The following is a 13,751-nucleotide window of genomic DNA, read 5'->3' on the forward strand; positions in this document are numbered from 1 at the left end:
CCAGCATCGGCAAAAGCGTCCAGATAAACATAACGCTGCATATCCACCACGCGAACCTTGCCATACAAATAGTTTCGCAAACGCTCAGATTGCGGCTTATCAAGTGCAGTTACTTCAGAAAAAAGGGCTTCGGGCACCAATACGTTGCCAAACAGCGCTTCAAGCAAGGAGAGGCTTTCTCAAGTTGCGAGAGCAATCAGCGCAGAAGCATCTGCAACCAGAATCATATTAAATTAAATCCCTTCAGCTCTTCAAGTAGCTCATCACGCGTAATGTCCATAACGGGTATTCGGTTTACCTTGCAAATACCCATGAAGTCATAAAGACTGACTCCTGCCAGTTCTGCTGCTTTAGCAAGCGTTACCCTCTCTCGCTGGTAAAGCCAAAGCGCATAAGAAGTACGAACTTCTTGCTGAATATCGGTCACAGCCTGAAATGCAACGAAATCATTGGGTAAGTCGATTGCTATTTGCATGATTAATCTCCAAATGTATACAAATTAAAAAATGCTACACCGCGTTGTTTCAATCCATGCGCCAAAGTCAGCCTTGTAGGGTGGGCAGGCTTTTTTGCCCACAACATAACGTAACGACATTCTTGGCAACATGGGTGGCGCAATCAAAGAAGTCAGCCCCAATTGAGTTTCATCCGTGCTGTTTTAGCCACTCAGTTAAATCACTCACATCAATCCAGTCAAAAATTACTGCTATCAAATCTTCCTGTTTCTCAACCGGCAATAATTGCAGTTGCTCCAACATGTTATCCAGCCCAGAAAAGATGCCAACAATCGTCTCAACATGCATATCACTAAAAATTAACTTTCTCGTAAAATAGATGATATTTCATCTTCACCAAGTCCAGTCAATTGACTGATTGTTTGTACAGGCAAGCCCATTTGATAAGCATTTAAGGCTATTTTTGTTTTTTCACTCAATGCACCTTGTTCTAAACCTTGCTCCAAACCTTGCTCCAAACCTTGTTGTAAACCCGTTTTTGTAGCAAATTCTATTGAACTTTTTTGAATGTAAATCCAGTCCTTTTTTTTGTGCTGGAGTTCAAGCTCTTCCACACTCAAGTTAGCTTCGTTAGCAATGTTAAAGGCTTTGTCCAGTTCCTGATCAAGATTATGGGGGATATAATCCAAATCCCCTGCATTTTTTATAAAGTACAGCCATTTATCCTGAATAGTTTCAAGTTCTGCTTCAGTTTTAACAAACTTTGGTAACTCAACAAATATCAGTTCTATATCATCACTGTATTCAATAAATTGTTTCTTTTCTATTAACTTAAAAGTATTGATTAATTCTTCACTGTTTTTAAAAAGTGTAAAGTCAGTAATCGTTAACGCAATCACTGGGTTGAGCAAATGATAAGCATCACCTTTTTTAAGTTGTATCGAGTAGTTCTTAGCAGCGTTATAGAGAATCCGTTTTTCCAGCCCTTCATGATTTAGAACTTGCATTTCTATAATAACGCGGCTGTTATCGCTAAGCTCTGCTTTTACATCAACGTAGGTATCTTTCATACCCCTTAGTAAAGGAATGCTGTAAGGATCAACTATAGTCAAATCTTTTATTTTCTGCTGGTTTTCAAATTCAATTACAGAATTTAAAAAACTGATCAAAATATCTTTTGAGTCCGAACTACCAAAAACTTTTTTAAAAGCAAAGTCAGTTTTTACATCAAGGAATTTCATTGTGTATCCATAAATCAAAAGCCAAGAATTTTCGCCCGTTTTCCGGCGCGAAAAAAGCCAAAGCTTCGCGCAGATAATCCAAAATCAGGTTTTTATTGTTTGGTTGTGCGTTTACACTGTACCAGATCAAATATCACAATCAATGCGCGCCAAACAACTTAACATCATCTTGCCAAAACTCTGGACGCTCTAAATACCAATCCAGCGTTTTCGCAAGACCCGATTGAAAAGTCTCCACAGGAACATAACCCAATTCACTGCAAATCTTACTGTTGTCAATAGCATAACGACGATCATGTCCCGGTCTGTCGGTGACATAAACAATATGCTGATTGTGTGGCACATTTGCTGAATCAGGGAATTTCGCATCCAGTAATGCACACAGCTCATGAATCAAACTTAAATTGGCCTGCTCATTATTGCCACCAATATTGTACGTTTCACCTACCCGACCGTTACGAATAATTAAATCAATACCACGATTGTGGTCATCCACATACAGCCAATCACGTATTTGCTGACCATCACCGTAAATCGGTACGGGCTTGCCTTGTAATAAATTAGAAATCGCCAAGGGGATCAATTTTTCTGGGTATTGATACGGCCCGTAATTATTAGAACAATTGCTAGTGGTAGTTTGCAAGCCATAAGTATGCTGATAAGCCCGCACTATATGATCAGAAGCTGCCTTACTGGCCGCATACGGTGAATTGGGTGCATACGGGGTTATTTCAGTAAAAGCCGGATCAGTCGCCGACAACGTACCATATACCTCATCGGTAGACACATGATGAAAACGATGCACAAAGTCAGATTTTTCATCCAACCAGACTTTTTTCGCCGCTTTCAACAAACTGTGCGTGCCATCAATATTGGTTTTCAAAAACTCATCAGGCCCATAAATCGAGCGATCCACATGGGATTCCGCCGCAAAATGTACCAGCGTGTCGATAGCTTCATCGCGCAGCAATTGCTCTACCAGAGCTTGGTCAAGAATATTGCCATGAACAAAACGAAAGCTTGACTGGCCCTCTAAGGGTAATAGATTTTCGTAACACCCTGCATAAGTCAGCGCATCCAGCACCACTACGCGCGTAGCGGGATATTGCTGTAACCAGTAATAGGCAAAGTTGGTACCAATAAAGCCAGCCCCGCCAGTAACCAGTAAATTGTGCGGGCAATAAGAAGTCGTCATAGTGTTATCGTTTGTTGTTTAAGTTCAATCAGCATTTTCCGCAGGCTGTCACGCCAATGTGGTAGTGTGTAACCCAGTTGTTGTTCTGTACTGCGTTTGTCCATAACACTGTAAGCAGGACGACGAGCAGGCGTAGGGTATTGTTCAGTACGTAACGGCGTTATCGCTACAGTCTTGTTGAGCAAGCCCAGTGCTGACGCTTCTTCTTGGATAGCAACAGCAAAATCATACCAACTGGCCACACCATTGTCCGAACAGTGGAAAACACCCTGTGGTTTTTGTTCGACAAACTGCCATAAGGTCTCAGCCAGCGTGCGAGTCCAGGTCGGCGACCCCACTTGTTCCACTACTACACCGAGTGCATCACGCTCAGCCATTAAGCGCAACATGGTTTTAACAAAATTATTGCCGTATACCGAATACAACCATGAGGTTCGAACAGTGCCAGCGCTGGGGCAATATGCTTGTATCGCTTTTTCTCCAGCCAACTTACTTGCCCCGTAAACTCCTTGTGGATTAGTAGTATCTGTAGGTGCATAAGGTGTTGATTGTTGGCCATCAAATACAAAATCGGTAGAAACGTGCAGCAAATAAATCGCTTGCTGCTGAGTTTTATTCCACTCAGCAACCGCTTGCGCCAAATTTTTTACCGCTAAATGATTAATCGCATCCGCATTTTGCGCATCACTTTCCGCTTTGTCCACGGCTGTGTAAGCCGCAGCATTGATAATTACGTTGGGCTGGCACTCTGCTAATGCCGTTGAAATTTGCGCCGCTTGGCTAATGTCCAATGTATTACGATCTGTGGCGACAAGCACGACATTCTCAGGGCAAGTTGCTTGCAATTCTGAGCCTAACTGACCATTCGCACCAATAAGTAAGACTTTAATAGGTACATCATTATTATTCATACATCTCCGCATCCTGCCAGCTTACACCTTGTACATCTTTAGCAGACAACAAAGGTAATAGCCCATCTACCAATGGCCAATTAATAGCCAAGGTTGGATCATTCCACTGTAGACTGCGTTCGTATTCGGGTGCGTAGGTATCGGTGCATTTGTAAAGAAAATCAGCCGATTCACTCATCACATAAAAACCGTGTGCAAATCCCGGTGGCACCCACAACATCTGCGGGCTATCTTCTGACAATACCACACCGACCCATTGGCCAAATGAAGGCGAGCTGCGCCGAATATCGACCGCCACATCAAACACCTTACCGTGAGTCACACGGACTAATTTGCCTTGCGGATTCTGAATTTGATAATGCAAGCCACGTAAAATGCCTTGGCGTGAACGACTGTGGTTGTCTTGTACAAAATCTAAATCCAGGCCTAATCCGGCAAAGGTTTTCTTATTCCAGGTTTCCATAAAAAAACCGCGCGTGTCACCAAAGAGACATAACTCAACGATTTTTACATCAGGGATAGTGGTATCAATCAGCTTCATGGCAACAATTCAAGTAGATAAGCGCCATAACCACTTTTTTTAAGCGGTTGCGCTAATTTCAGTAATTGCTCTGTGCCAATATAACCCATACGCCACGCTATTTCTTCCGGGCAAGCGATTTTTAAACCTTGGCGTTCTTCGATAACGCGCACGTAATTAGCCGCATCCAGCAAAGACGCATAAGTGCCGGTATCAAGCCAAGCCGTGCCGCGCGTCAGCATTTCCACTTGCAATAAACCACTTTCTAAATACATCTGGTTAAGTGTGGTGATTTCCAGTTCGCCGCGTGCAGAAGGGCGCACTTCCCTTGCCATATCCACCACTTTATTGTCGTAAAAATACAGGCCGGTAACCGCATAATTAGAACGCGGCTGAGTTGGCTTTTCTTCGATACTTAACGCCTTGCCTTCGGCATCAAAATCTACCACGCCATAGCGTTCTGGATCTTTAACGTAATAGGCAAACACCGTAGCACCGATCTCTTGTTCAGCCACCACTTGCAAGCGTTTAGACAAACCTTCGCCATAATAAATGTTATCACCCAAAATGAGTGTAGCCGGTGAGTTGCCTAAAAATTCCGCGCCAATCAAAAAAGCCTGTGCCAAGCCTTCCGGTTTGGGTTGTACTGCGTATTGAATATTCAAGCCCCACTGCGAACCATCTGCCAACAATTGTTGAAACTGCGTGGAATCTTCCGGTGTGGTTATAATCAAAATATCCCGAATACCCGATAGCATCAGTACGCTTAATGGGTAATAAATCATCGGCTTATCGTAAACCGGCATTAACTGCTTACTGACAGCTAAGGTTAATGGATACAGGCGTGTGCCACTGCCACCTGCCAGGATAATACCCTTACGATTTTGATTTTCTTTGACATTATTCATATTTGCGCATCCGCAATATACCATTCAATGGCGAGAGTCATACCTTCATTTATTGTTTGTGTGGGAACATAGCCGAGCAAGGTGTGTGCTTTAGTAATATTAGCATTGGAGTGTCGAATATCTCCTGCTCTAAAATCAACATAACTAGCTGGTTTTGTTGTAAAGTTCGTTACATATTGGTTTAGTTCTTGGTTAATTAACGCATACAATTCATTTAAAGTGGTTTGTCCACCCACCGCTACATTAAATGTCTCACCAAAAGCTGCTGAATTATCAGTCATTCCTGCCAATACATTCATTTGCACCACATTATCGATATAGCAAAAATCACGACTGGTTGCGCCATCGCCATTAATATACACAGTTTCGTTTTTTAACAACGAACCGACCCACTTGGGAATAACCGCCGCATAAGCGCCATCAGGATCTTGTCTTCTACCAAAAACATTAAAATAACGTAAGCCGATGGTTTCTATGCCGTAAGTCTTATTAAATACTTTCGCATACAGTTCATTGGTATATTTCATCACTGCATAAGGCGACAATAAATTACCTGTCCGGGCTTCCACTTTAGGTAATTCTTCTGAATCACCATAAACCGAACTGGATGACGCATAAACAAAGCGTTGGATACCGACATCTTTAGCCGCCGTCAACATATTTAAAAAACCAGTGACGTTAGATAAATTCGAGCTTATTGGATCAGCAATCGAGCGAGGTACAGATCCTAATGCTGCTTGATGCAAAACAATATCGACAGCCAGGCAGGCGCGTTGACAAGTTTCCAACTGGCTGATATCGCCTGCAATAAATCTGAAATTTTTATAAGTCTGGCTACCCACCGCCTCGGCAATTTGATCCAGATTTTTTTGATAACCTGTTGAAAAATTATCCACGCCAACCACTAACTGATTATGCGCTAATAAAAACTCAACCAGATTAGAGCCAATAAACCCAGCGGCACCGGTGACTAACCAGGTTTTTTGCTGCGTTTGCAGGCGAGCACGTAGTTTTTCGAATACTGTTTGCATGTTTTATAAGCGTCCGTCTACCAAGCTTTTATCTAAAAATGATTTAATATCAAACACCACTTGATTGGTGACGCGATTAAATATCAGTGTATTAAATTCTTTGTGCGCTACTGCCAAAATCACTGCTTGATAGTGTTGCAAATCAACTTTATCAATCAATTCCAAATTATATTCGTGTTTAACGTCGGCTTTATCGACCCACGGATCATAAACATCAATATCTGCACCAAAATCTTGTAATTCTCTAATCACATCAATCACACGAGAGTTTCTGATATCGGGGCAATTTTCCTTAAAGGTAATACCTAAAACGAGTATTTTGCCACCTTCAATTTTTTGGCCTTTTTTTATCATCAGCTTAATCACTTGATTAGCCACATACAGCCCCATGGCATCATTCAAGCGTCTGCCTGATAAAATAATTTCAGGGTTGTAGCCGACAGATTGTGCTTTGTGGGTAAGATAATACGGATCTACACCAATACAATGGCCACCTACCAGGCCTGGCTTAAAGGGTAAGAAATTCCATTTAGTACCCGCAGCCTCCAGTACGGCTTCGGTATCAATACCCAATTTATTAAAGATAATGGCTAACTCATTAACAAAAGCGATATTAATGTCGCGTTGTGAGTTTTCGATTACTTTGGCGGCTTCGGCGACTTTAATACTGGGTGCTAAGTGCGTGCCAGCCACAATAATCGATTGATATAATTCGTTAACGCGTTGCGCGATTTCGGGCGTTGAGCCGGAAGTCACTTTTAATATTTTGGTAACCGTATGTTCTTTATCACCAGGGTTAATGCGTTCGGGCGAGTAGCCACAAAAGAAGTCTTGGTTAAATTTTAAGCCACTAAACTTTTCTAAAATCGGTACACAATCTTCTTCTGTTGCGCCAGGATAAACCGTCGATTCATAAATAACGATATCACCTTTATTCAATACACTGCCGATAGACTCACTGGCTTTTATCAGCGGCGTAAGATCGGGGCGCTTATACTCGTCTATTGGCGTTGGCACAGTAACAATATAAATATTACAGTCTTTTGCATCGCTTATAGAGGCGGTAAACGCAAGCGTATGTTGGGTAACGACTCTCGTTAAATAATCTTGTTCAATTTCCAAGGTTTTATCATAGCCCTGGGTTAATTCATCAACGCGTTTTTGGGTTATATCAAAGCCCAGGGTAGGGTATTTTTGCCCAAATTCAACAGCCAAAGGTAAGCCGACGTACCCCAAACCCACAATACAAATTTTAGTATTCACTTGTTGTCCAAAAATAAATTAATTATCACAGTCGATTAAATTTCAGTGGTACTGGCTTCATTACTGGCTAAGATTACTTGCGTCAATTTAGTTTGAATAATGTCAAATACCTTGCTCAATATAGCGTAAATAACGCTACGTCGGCTTGTAAAAATTTTTGTGTTGCATATATCAATCGACTGTTACAGCAGAATTTCTGGAAAGTATTTACAACTACACTGAATACAGAAAGAGTGGCTGTTATTTTTTGTAAAAATCAATAGTGGCTAACTCGAATAAGACTAGTTCAATGTACGACAAAATCAAGATATTGGTCATTAAAAATTAAATATTTATCAGTGTTTGTAAAAAAATTACAGTTTATCCTGCTGTTAATGGCTATTTTCTGCGTTCGTACAATGTGTAATGTGGTATGTGTTTTAACGGTCTCTTTAGCTGATTCCCTGTATAGAATAATAAAATCAAATGATTGTATTGTTCTCAATTAAGCCTTTGTGCTTTTGATAAGGCCGGTTTTGCAATTAGCTGTGTTATTGTATGTCTTAATTAAATCACTATGACTGTTATGTAAAAAAAATTGACGTATCGTGCCGCCGGATGCTAAGTAAAGTCATTTTATTACAGTATGTTACGCTGGTAATAGGCTTGGCTAATATGTAAAAATAATGAACAAGAAAATGTTATTTTAAGCGGCTACTGTGATAATTAAGGTAAAAAACAGTAAAATGTGCAGCTAAAACCGCTAATCAGCACTTGTTAAATATTAATGCAAATAATAGGCCAATTGTTTAAAATAAATACACGTTATTTAAATGCGGCTATCGATAGTAATGTGTTTGCTGCAATACGCCGGACTGCTGAGCTATTATCAACGCTGTACCTAACGCTATCACCCCAAAAATAACCGCAAAAGCAATTTTCCAGACACTGTAAGGTCGTTCACCTTGTACACGGCCTGTTCTGCCATTAATAACAAAGCGATAGGCTTTTTGTTGATAACGAAACGCCGCAGACCACACCGGTAACAAACAATGCTTGTATGTCGTGTGATTATGGCTCGTCGTTTGTTGATCAATGCGCTGTTGATCGCCACCAATATCAAAAGCAATATCTTGATAAATTACATTATCCATTTTGTGTTTGGCTTCATCAAAACCTTGGTCGAGGTTAACTTGGTAATATTCGCTGCTAAAGCCGCTCAGATAGCTTTCATCATAAGGCACCAGATTAGCCACATCCCACGGTTCTAGCTGATCGACAATTTGCCGAGGTAATGATTTGCTAGCCCCAATCAACACATCATCAAAAAATCGGCTGACTTTGCCACGTACCGGTGTCCAATGTATTTGCGGCACTTGGCGAATTTCAGTAAAAACTCGCCCGTCTCGCTCAACCTCAACTTCTTGGTTAACGTAATACACATCGCCCCGCGCACCCAAATAAGCGGTTTCGGTGGCACTATCAAATGTCCAATAAGGGATGTAAACCCCCATTAACTTGGCATCGTTGTCGGTGTATTTTTTGACTTTATTGGGTGCAAACCATAAACCTTTTAGCCAATGTTGAAATTGTTGCTTAGCTTGTTGTTCGGTAATTTTAAAAGGTAACAAAGATTTTGGTGTAATTGGCTTGCTTTGTACTGTGCTGGTGACAATGGTTGTGCCGCAAAAAGGGCATTCGCCAGCATGAACGCTGCTTGCAAATTTAAAGCCTGCGCCGCAGGCAGCACAGTGTATTTCAGCAATTTCTGAGGCGGGCTTGGCCTGTGCCAGCTCAATTAATGCCTGATGAAAATCGTATTCTTGAATGGCTTCGAAACGTTGTTCAATCTGATTTGCTTGGCCGCAATATTGGCAGGTGAGGTGCTGTGTTCCGGGTGCAAACGTCAGTAATGCACCGCATTTGTTGCACGGGAAACGCTGTGTTTTTGACGGCTTGGCGTCTGAGTTTATAGGTTTTAACACGATATTACTGGGTTGCTAGCAGAGGCATATTTGACTGGATTTTAGATAAACGCACTGTGTTAACCAGGAATCGGTGGCGGTAAATTAGTGAAGTGTAGGAAATGTATTGCAAGTTACCTTACTTGGCCATTATCAACTCAACCAACTTAACGAATGGAGGGTTAAATAACGTTAGCCCAAATACAGCGATTCCAACCAATATTTTTAACCACAAGGTATTTTGCTTAAGTTCTGATCGAACTACACTGATCTCAGCACTTAGCTCAGCACGAGCAGTGGCTATTTCCGCCCGAACAAATTCTTTAGTGGCTAATTCGGTTCTTAGCTCATTATATAATTCTGATTTAAGAGATTCTTTTTTATGCGTCATTTGTTCTTCAGAACGATGTTCAATCGCTTGAATAGACTCTTTTATGGCTTTCGCAAAAATTTCTGCTTTTTGCCTGTCATGATTAAATGCCTCTTCCAGTAAAAGAAATGCATCACGCGGTATCGAATAAGCCATGAGCTTTTATCCACCTAATTGGTAAGTTACTTATTGTATCATTGCTTTAAAAGCTACCTATAAATGGCCTAGTACTCAGTCAATTTTATTTTGGCGAGTGTGAATTTTAAAAAACCGTTCGTGGTGAGCTTGTCGAACCATGAGCCACAAGTCCTTCGACAAGCTCAGGACAAACGGAGTATTTTATAGTACTCGACAAAGTAAAAATGACTGAGTACTAGATAGGTACGAAGCAAGCATTCCTGGATAGGTTTTTTTTCGGCTCTGAGGGGTATACAGCGTTTTCACAGTTCAATAGTTACAGCGTAACCGTTCGCACTGAGCTTGTCGAAGTGTGCCGTTCATGCTTCGACAAGCTCAGCACGAACGGTGGCTGTAACTGTCCTAAGTTGAAAACGCTGTACTATGTTCATAACTCGTCTTCAAGCCCCAGGAATCGGCGGCGGTAAATTAGAAAAGCTACCCGCCAAATTTTCTAATTTTTCAGCCGTTATCCATTCCGGCATAGGATCATGCCAAACCAAAGTACTACGGGTAATCTCGCCGCTTTGAATCTTCTGCTTAACCGTTGTTAAATTAAAAGGCCCCGTGCGTTCGCCATTAATGGCCACATACAGCTGTGGCGCGTTTGGTAATGGCGGAGGGGTCGCCTGATGTCTGCTCGCCTCGCTATAAGCCCTGCTTAACTCATTGGCCATGCCGAAACCTACGCCCATACCCACGCCAGCCGATGCCGCGCTACTTGGATTAGCTGCTGCCGTCTGCATGGCTTCTGCTGCCTGATAACGGGTGTAATCATTCAAATTGCCGACAATTCCCATGCTGGTACGCTTATCCAGCGCCTTTTCGACCTCCTCAGGCAACGAGATATTTTCAATCAGCAACTGGCTGACTTCCAAACCGTATTCCAGGAATTCCGGCGCAATACGCGTGCTGATAAACGCACTTAAATCATCATAATTACCGGCTAAATCTAGCACGGGAATATTAGATTCACCCAATATAGAGCTGAACCGAGCGGTAATCAGATTGCGTAATTGATCGCTGATTTCGCCGGTGACAAAATGACCATTAGTACCGACAATTTCTTTGCTGAACATTTCAGGATCTTTAATTCTGATTGTATATGTGCCAAAAGCCCGTAATCTAACCGCACCAAATTCCTTATCGCGCAGCATGATGGGGTTTTTAGTGCCCCATTTTAAATCAGTAAAGCGGCGCATATTAAAAAAATATACCTCGGCTTTAAACGGGCTATTAAAACCATGCGACCAACTTTCCAGCGTGGTCATAATGGGCATATTGTTGGTTTCCAGCTTGTATAAACCAGGCTGATAAACATCGGCAATACGGCCTTCGTTGACCAAAATAGCGGTTTGTGATTCACGCACTGTTAACATCGCGCCGTATTTTATGGCATTGCCGTAACGTTCAAAGCGATACACCATCGTATCACTGGCGTTATCTGTCCATTCGATAACGTCAACAAATTCGCCTAATATTTTGCCAAACAAGCCCATGTGGATCTCCTGATTATTGCTGTGTCGTGACGGGTTCAGTCAGTGTTGTCGGTGTAGGGCGCATTGCTTTAGCCGCAGACAATGTTTTACGTAAGGCCGCTTCACAGGTTTGCAACTCAATAACCGCTTGGGCACGGGCTTTTTTACCGTCTTCAGCAATGGCTAAACTTTCTTCTAGGGTTTCAATCAACAAGGTATTTGCCTGTTTAATGGTTTCAATATCAAACACGCCGCGCTCTAACTGTTTACGGGTTTCTGCGTTGGCTTGTTTCAAGTTTTCAGCATTGCTTTTGAGTAAATCATTGGTTAAATCTGTAGCGGCTTTTACTGTATCAGCGGCTTGCGCTGAGCGGTAAATAGTCACGGCAGTGGCCAATTGTTGCCGCCACAAGGGGATGGTATTGACCAGTGTTGAATTAATTTTGTTAATCAGGCTTTTATCATTTTCCTGTATTAAGCGAATACCCGGCAAGCCTTGCATGGCGACCTGACGGGTTAGGCGTAAATCATGTACCCGACGATCCAATTCATCGCGTGCCGAACGCAAATCGCGTAGCTCTTGTGCAGCTAAGGTTTGTTCATTGGCTTCAGCTTGGATAAGTTTATTTGGAATGGTTTGATTATCCAGCTCTTTGAGCTTTTCATCGCCCGCTTTAATGTAGTTTTCCAGGGTTTGAAAAAAATCCAAATTAGCATTATACAAACGATCCAAACTGGCAATGTCAGTCAGCAGCGTGGTTTTATGAATCTCCAGCGCGTCAGTAATGCTGTCTATTTGCTTACGTACGTCTTCATATTTTTGAATAAACTTGGCAACCGGTTTGGCCTTGCCTAATAAACGATCAAAAAACCCCGGTTTTTGATTGGGATTTAATCCTTCGATATCAAAGCCTCGGATGATAGCCACCATCGCGTTAAGATCGCTACCTGCTGACCCTAGGTCTTTATTTTTAACACCGTCCAGCATCTTATCGGAGATAGTTGTGAGCTGCTCTTGTGCTTTGCTGCCAAAATGTAAAATAGTTTGACTGTCTTCGAGGTTAATTTCAGTCATTAGCTTACCCACTTCTGTGGGTGGGGTAATAACTGGATTGGCCGCTGTTACGGGTGCAGGTGGTATTGCGGCATCGGACAGGTTGTCTGTTAGCACTTTATTTTGCACTGGCGCTACGACGGTTGTGGCTGTTTCGTGTATTGTTGTGGTTGCGTCTAATTGATTTAACTGCTCTTCGTTCATCATGTATTCCTTCTTTTAAGGATATATTAAACAATACCTTCATGTTTAAGCTGCTTGGCCAAGACTTCAATTTGAATATCCAAATCGTATAAATCTTCTTGCAGCAGCTTGTGTTTTTGCTCTTTAAATACGCTTTCTATACTGTCCAGCACGGTGCGAAAATTTTGTTCTAATGCAAGTGTATCGGCTTGCATATGGGTATTGGCGTAGCCATTAGTGACTTTATTAGTTCCATCTAAATAAACCAATAAAAATTTTCTGGCGCGACGGATTGTGCCAGGATTCTTTTCCATTTCGTCGAGAATATTTCTGGCGGTCTCGCAAATACGTTCAATACGGCTATTAAATTCACGGTTAGTGATTTTATCATTGGCATTTTCGATACTTAAAATTGTATTTTCAGCCGCTTCAATCGTTGTGCTAATCTCTTCTACAGTATAGCCATGGCTATCGGCGACCATTTTTAGCGCACGCGGATCAAAACCATAACTTAAAAACATACCTAATAACGCACCACCACCAAACGCTATTGATACAAAAAAAGAGTTATGTGCCCCAAGCCAGGCTAAAGTAAATGTCGTAACGGCAATAATGCCTGCCGCCATGGTTTTTAATGGCCATTTGGGCGCACGCGCAATACGTTTCTCTTTATAAATGGCTTCGGCGTGTAGGCCACGCCGTAATAATTGCGCCGCTAATAAAAATGCCGCATAACCGCCAGCATTCATTACAATACCAAGCAGGTTGCCAGTGGCAAATGCTTTAATGGTTGCGGGGATCAATAAGAAAGGTAGCACATAAAGCAGCAAACCGCTGCTAGCCAACGCATTTTTAGTTTGCTTAACAAAACGTTTGGGGTTTTTGCGTAGCGTATTTAATTCGGTCACGGTAAACCTCGGTCACAATAATGCGGATTATCGCTTTTTACCAGCGCTCGGCGCTAGTACTCAGTCACTCTTTAAATGTCGAATAACAGCCCCCATAAACAAGTTTCACGTAAG

General features: G+C 42.0%; 14 protein-coding genes. All 14 read right to left on the reverse strand.

Annotated features, from left to right (window positions below; translation table 11 throughout):
• Positions 1–223 precede the first annotated feature (223 nt).
• Entirely contained in the window at positions 224–475 is a 252-nt protein-coding gene (locus tag CRENPOLYSF2_RS08250; RefSeq protein ID WP_087143480.1) for a UPF0175 family protein, read from the reverse strand.
• 169 nt (positions 476–644) lie between these two features.
• A complete protein-coding gene (locus CRENPOLYSF2_RS18810) occupies positions 645–803 on the reverse strand; it encodes a hypothetical protein (RefSeq protein ID WP_176371067.1) in 159 nt (52 codons plus the stop codon).
• 11 nt (positions 804–814) lie between these two features.
• Complete coding sequence (locus CRENPOLYSF2_RS08255; protein WP_087143481.1) at positions 815–1,696, reverse strand: Rpn family recombination-promoting nuclease/putative transposase; 882 nt, start codon at positions 1,694–1,696, stop codon at positions 815–817.
• Positions 1,697–1,835: 139 nt separating this feature from the next.
• Positions 1,836–2,891 (reverse strand): dTDP-glucose 4,6-dehydratase, encoded by a 1,056-nt coding sequence (rfbB, locus tag CRENPOLYSF2_RS08260; protein WP_087143482.1) that lies wholly within the window; start codon positions 2,889–2,891, stop codon positions 1,836–1,838.
• The gene (gene rfbD / locus CRENPOLYSF2_RS08265) at positions 2,888–3,802 is read right to left on the reverse strand and encodes a dTDP-4-dehydrorhamnose reductase (protein ID WP_217884084.1); all 915 of its coding nucleotides are present in this window, start codon (positions 3,800–3,802) and stop codon (positions 2,888–2,890) included. Before rfbD ends, rfbB begins: the two co-directional genes overlap by 4 nt.
• A complete protein-coding gene (gene rfbC, locus CRENPOLYSF2_RS08270; RefSeq protein WP_087143483.1) occupies positions 3,795–4,343 on the reverse strand; it encodes a dTDP-4-dehydrorhamnose 3,5-epimerase in 549 nt (182 codons plus the stop codon). Before rfbC ends, rfbD begins: the two co-directional genes overlap by 8 nt.
• Positions 4,340–5,230, reverse strand: a complete 891-nt coding sequence (rfbA, locus tag CRENPOLYSF2_RS08275; protein ID WP_087143484.1) for a glucose-1-phosphate thymidylyltransferase RfbA — start codon at positions 5,228–5,230, stop codon at positions 4,340–4,342. Before rfbA ends, rfbC begins: the two co-directional genes overlap by 4 nt.
• A complete protein-coding gene (locus CRENPOLYSF2_RS08280) occupies positions 5,227–6,261 on the reverse strand; it encodes an SDR family oxidoreductase (RefSeq protein ID WP_087143485.1) in 1,035 nt (344 codons plus the stop codon). Before CRENPOLYSF2_RS08280 ends, rfbA begins: the two co-directional genes overlap by 4 nt.
• A gap of 3 nt (positions 6,262–6,264) precedes the next feature.
• Positions 6,265–7,524: a Vi polysaccharide biosynthesis UDP-N-acetylglucosamine C-6 dehydrogenase TviB gene (gene tviB / locus CRENPOLYSF2_RS08285; RefSeq protein WP_087143486.1), complete on the reverse strand. Its 1,260-nt coding sequence runs from the start codon at positions 7,522–7,524 to the stop codon at positions 6,265–6,267.
• A gap of 818 nt (positions 7,525–8,342) precedes the next feature.
• A complete protein-coding gene (locus CRENPOLYSF2_RS08290) occupies positions 8,343–9,488 on the reverse strand; it encodes a TFIIB-type zinc ribbon-containing protein (RefSeq protein WP_087143487.1) in 1,146 nt (381 codons plus the stop codon).
• A gap of 118 nt (positions 9,489–9,606) precedes the next feature.
• A complete protein-coding gene (locus tag CRENPOLYSF2_RS08295; RefSeq protein WP_087143488.1) occupies positions 9,607–9,993 on the reverse strand; it encodes a hypothetical protein in 387 nt (128 codons plus the stop codon).
• A 422-nt stretch (positions 9,994–10,415) separates the two neighbouring features.
• The gene (locus tag CRENPOLYSF2_RS08300) at positions 10,416–11,513 is read right to left on the reverse strand and encodes an SPFH domain-containing protein (protein ID WP_087143489.1); all 1,098 of its coding nucleotides are present in this window, start codon (positions 11,511–11,513) and stop codon (positions 10,416–10,418) included.
• 13 nt (positions 11,514–11,526) lie between these two features.
• Entirely contained in the window at positions 11,527–12,753 is a 1,227-nt protein-coding gene (locus CRENPOLYSF2_RS08305; protein ID WP_245807948.1) for a toxic anion resistance protein, read from the reverse strand.
• A 23-nt stretch (positions 12,754–12,776) separates the two neighbouring features.
• Positions 12,777–13,637: a 5-bromo-4-chloroindolyl phosphate hydrolysis family protein gene (locus CRENPOLYSF2_RS08310; protein WP_087143491.1), complete on the reverse strand. Its 861-nt coding sequence runs from the start codon at positions 13,635–13,637 to the stop codon at positions 12,777–12,779.
• Positions 13,638–13,751: the final 114 nt, after the last annotated feature.

The sequence above is a fragment of the Crenothrix polyspora genome (assembly GCF_900163755.1).
GTDB lineage: Bacteria > Pseudomonadota > Gammaproteobacteria > Methylococcales > Methylomonadaceae > Crenothrix > Crenothrix polyspora.

Excerpts from the sequence above, each read along its gene's own strand:
- rfbC (WP_087143483.1), bottom strand. The coding sequence starts at position 4,343 with ATGAAGCTGATTGATACCACTATCCCTGATGTAAAAATCGTTGAGTTA.
- CRENPOLYSF2_RS08280 (WP_087143485.1), bottom strand. The coding sequence starts at position 6,261 with ATGCAAACAGTATTCGAAAAACTACGTGCTCGCCTGCAAACGCAGCAA.
- CRENPOLYSF2_RS18810 (WP_176371067.1), bottom strand. The coding sequence starts at position 803 with ATGCATGTTGAGACGATTGTTGGCATCTTTTCTGGGCTGGATAACATG.
- CRENPOLYSF2_RS08255 (WP_087143481.1), bottom strand. The coding sequence starts at position 1,696 with ATGAAATTCCTTGATGTAAAAACTGACTTTGCTTTTAAAAAAGTTTTT.
- CRENPOLYSF2_RS08295 (WP_087143488.1), bottom strand. The coding sequence starts at position 9,993 with ATGGCTTATTCGATACCGCGTGATGCATTTCTTTTACTGGAAGAGGCA.
- rfbD (WP_217884084.1), bottom strand. The coding sequence starts at position 3,802 with ATGAATAATAATGATGTACCTATTAAAGTCTTACTTATTGGTGCGAAT.
- rfbA (WP_087143484.1), bottom strand. The coding sequence starts at position 5,230 with ATGAATAATGTCAAAGAAAATCAAAATCGTAAGGGTATTATCCTGGCA.
- CRENPOLYSF2_RS08300 (WP_087143489.1), bottom strand. The coding sequence starts at position 11,513 with ATGGGCTTGTTTGGCAAAATATTAGGCGAATTTGTTGACGTTATCGAA.
- rfbB (WP_087143482.1), bottom strand. The coding sequence starts at position 2,891 with ATGACGACTTCTTATTGCCCGCACAATTTACTGGTTACTGGCGGGGCT.
- CRENPOLYSF2_RS08250 (WP_087143480.1), bottom strand. The coding sequence starts at position 475 with ATGCAAATAGCAATCGACTTACCCAATGATTTCGTTGCATTTCAGGCT.
- CRENPOLYSF2_RS08305 (WP_245807948.1), bottom strand. The coding sequence starts at position 12,753 with ATGATGAACGAAGAGCAGTTAAATCAATTAGACGCAACCACAACAATA.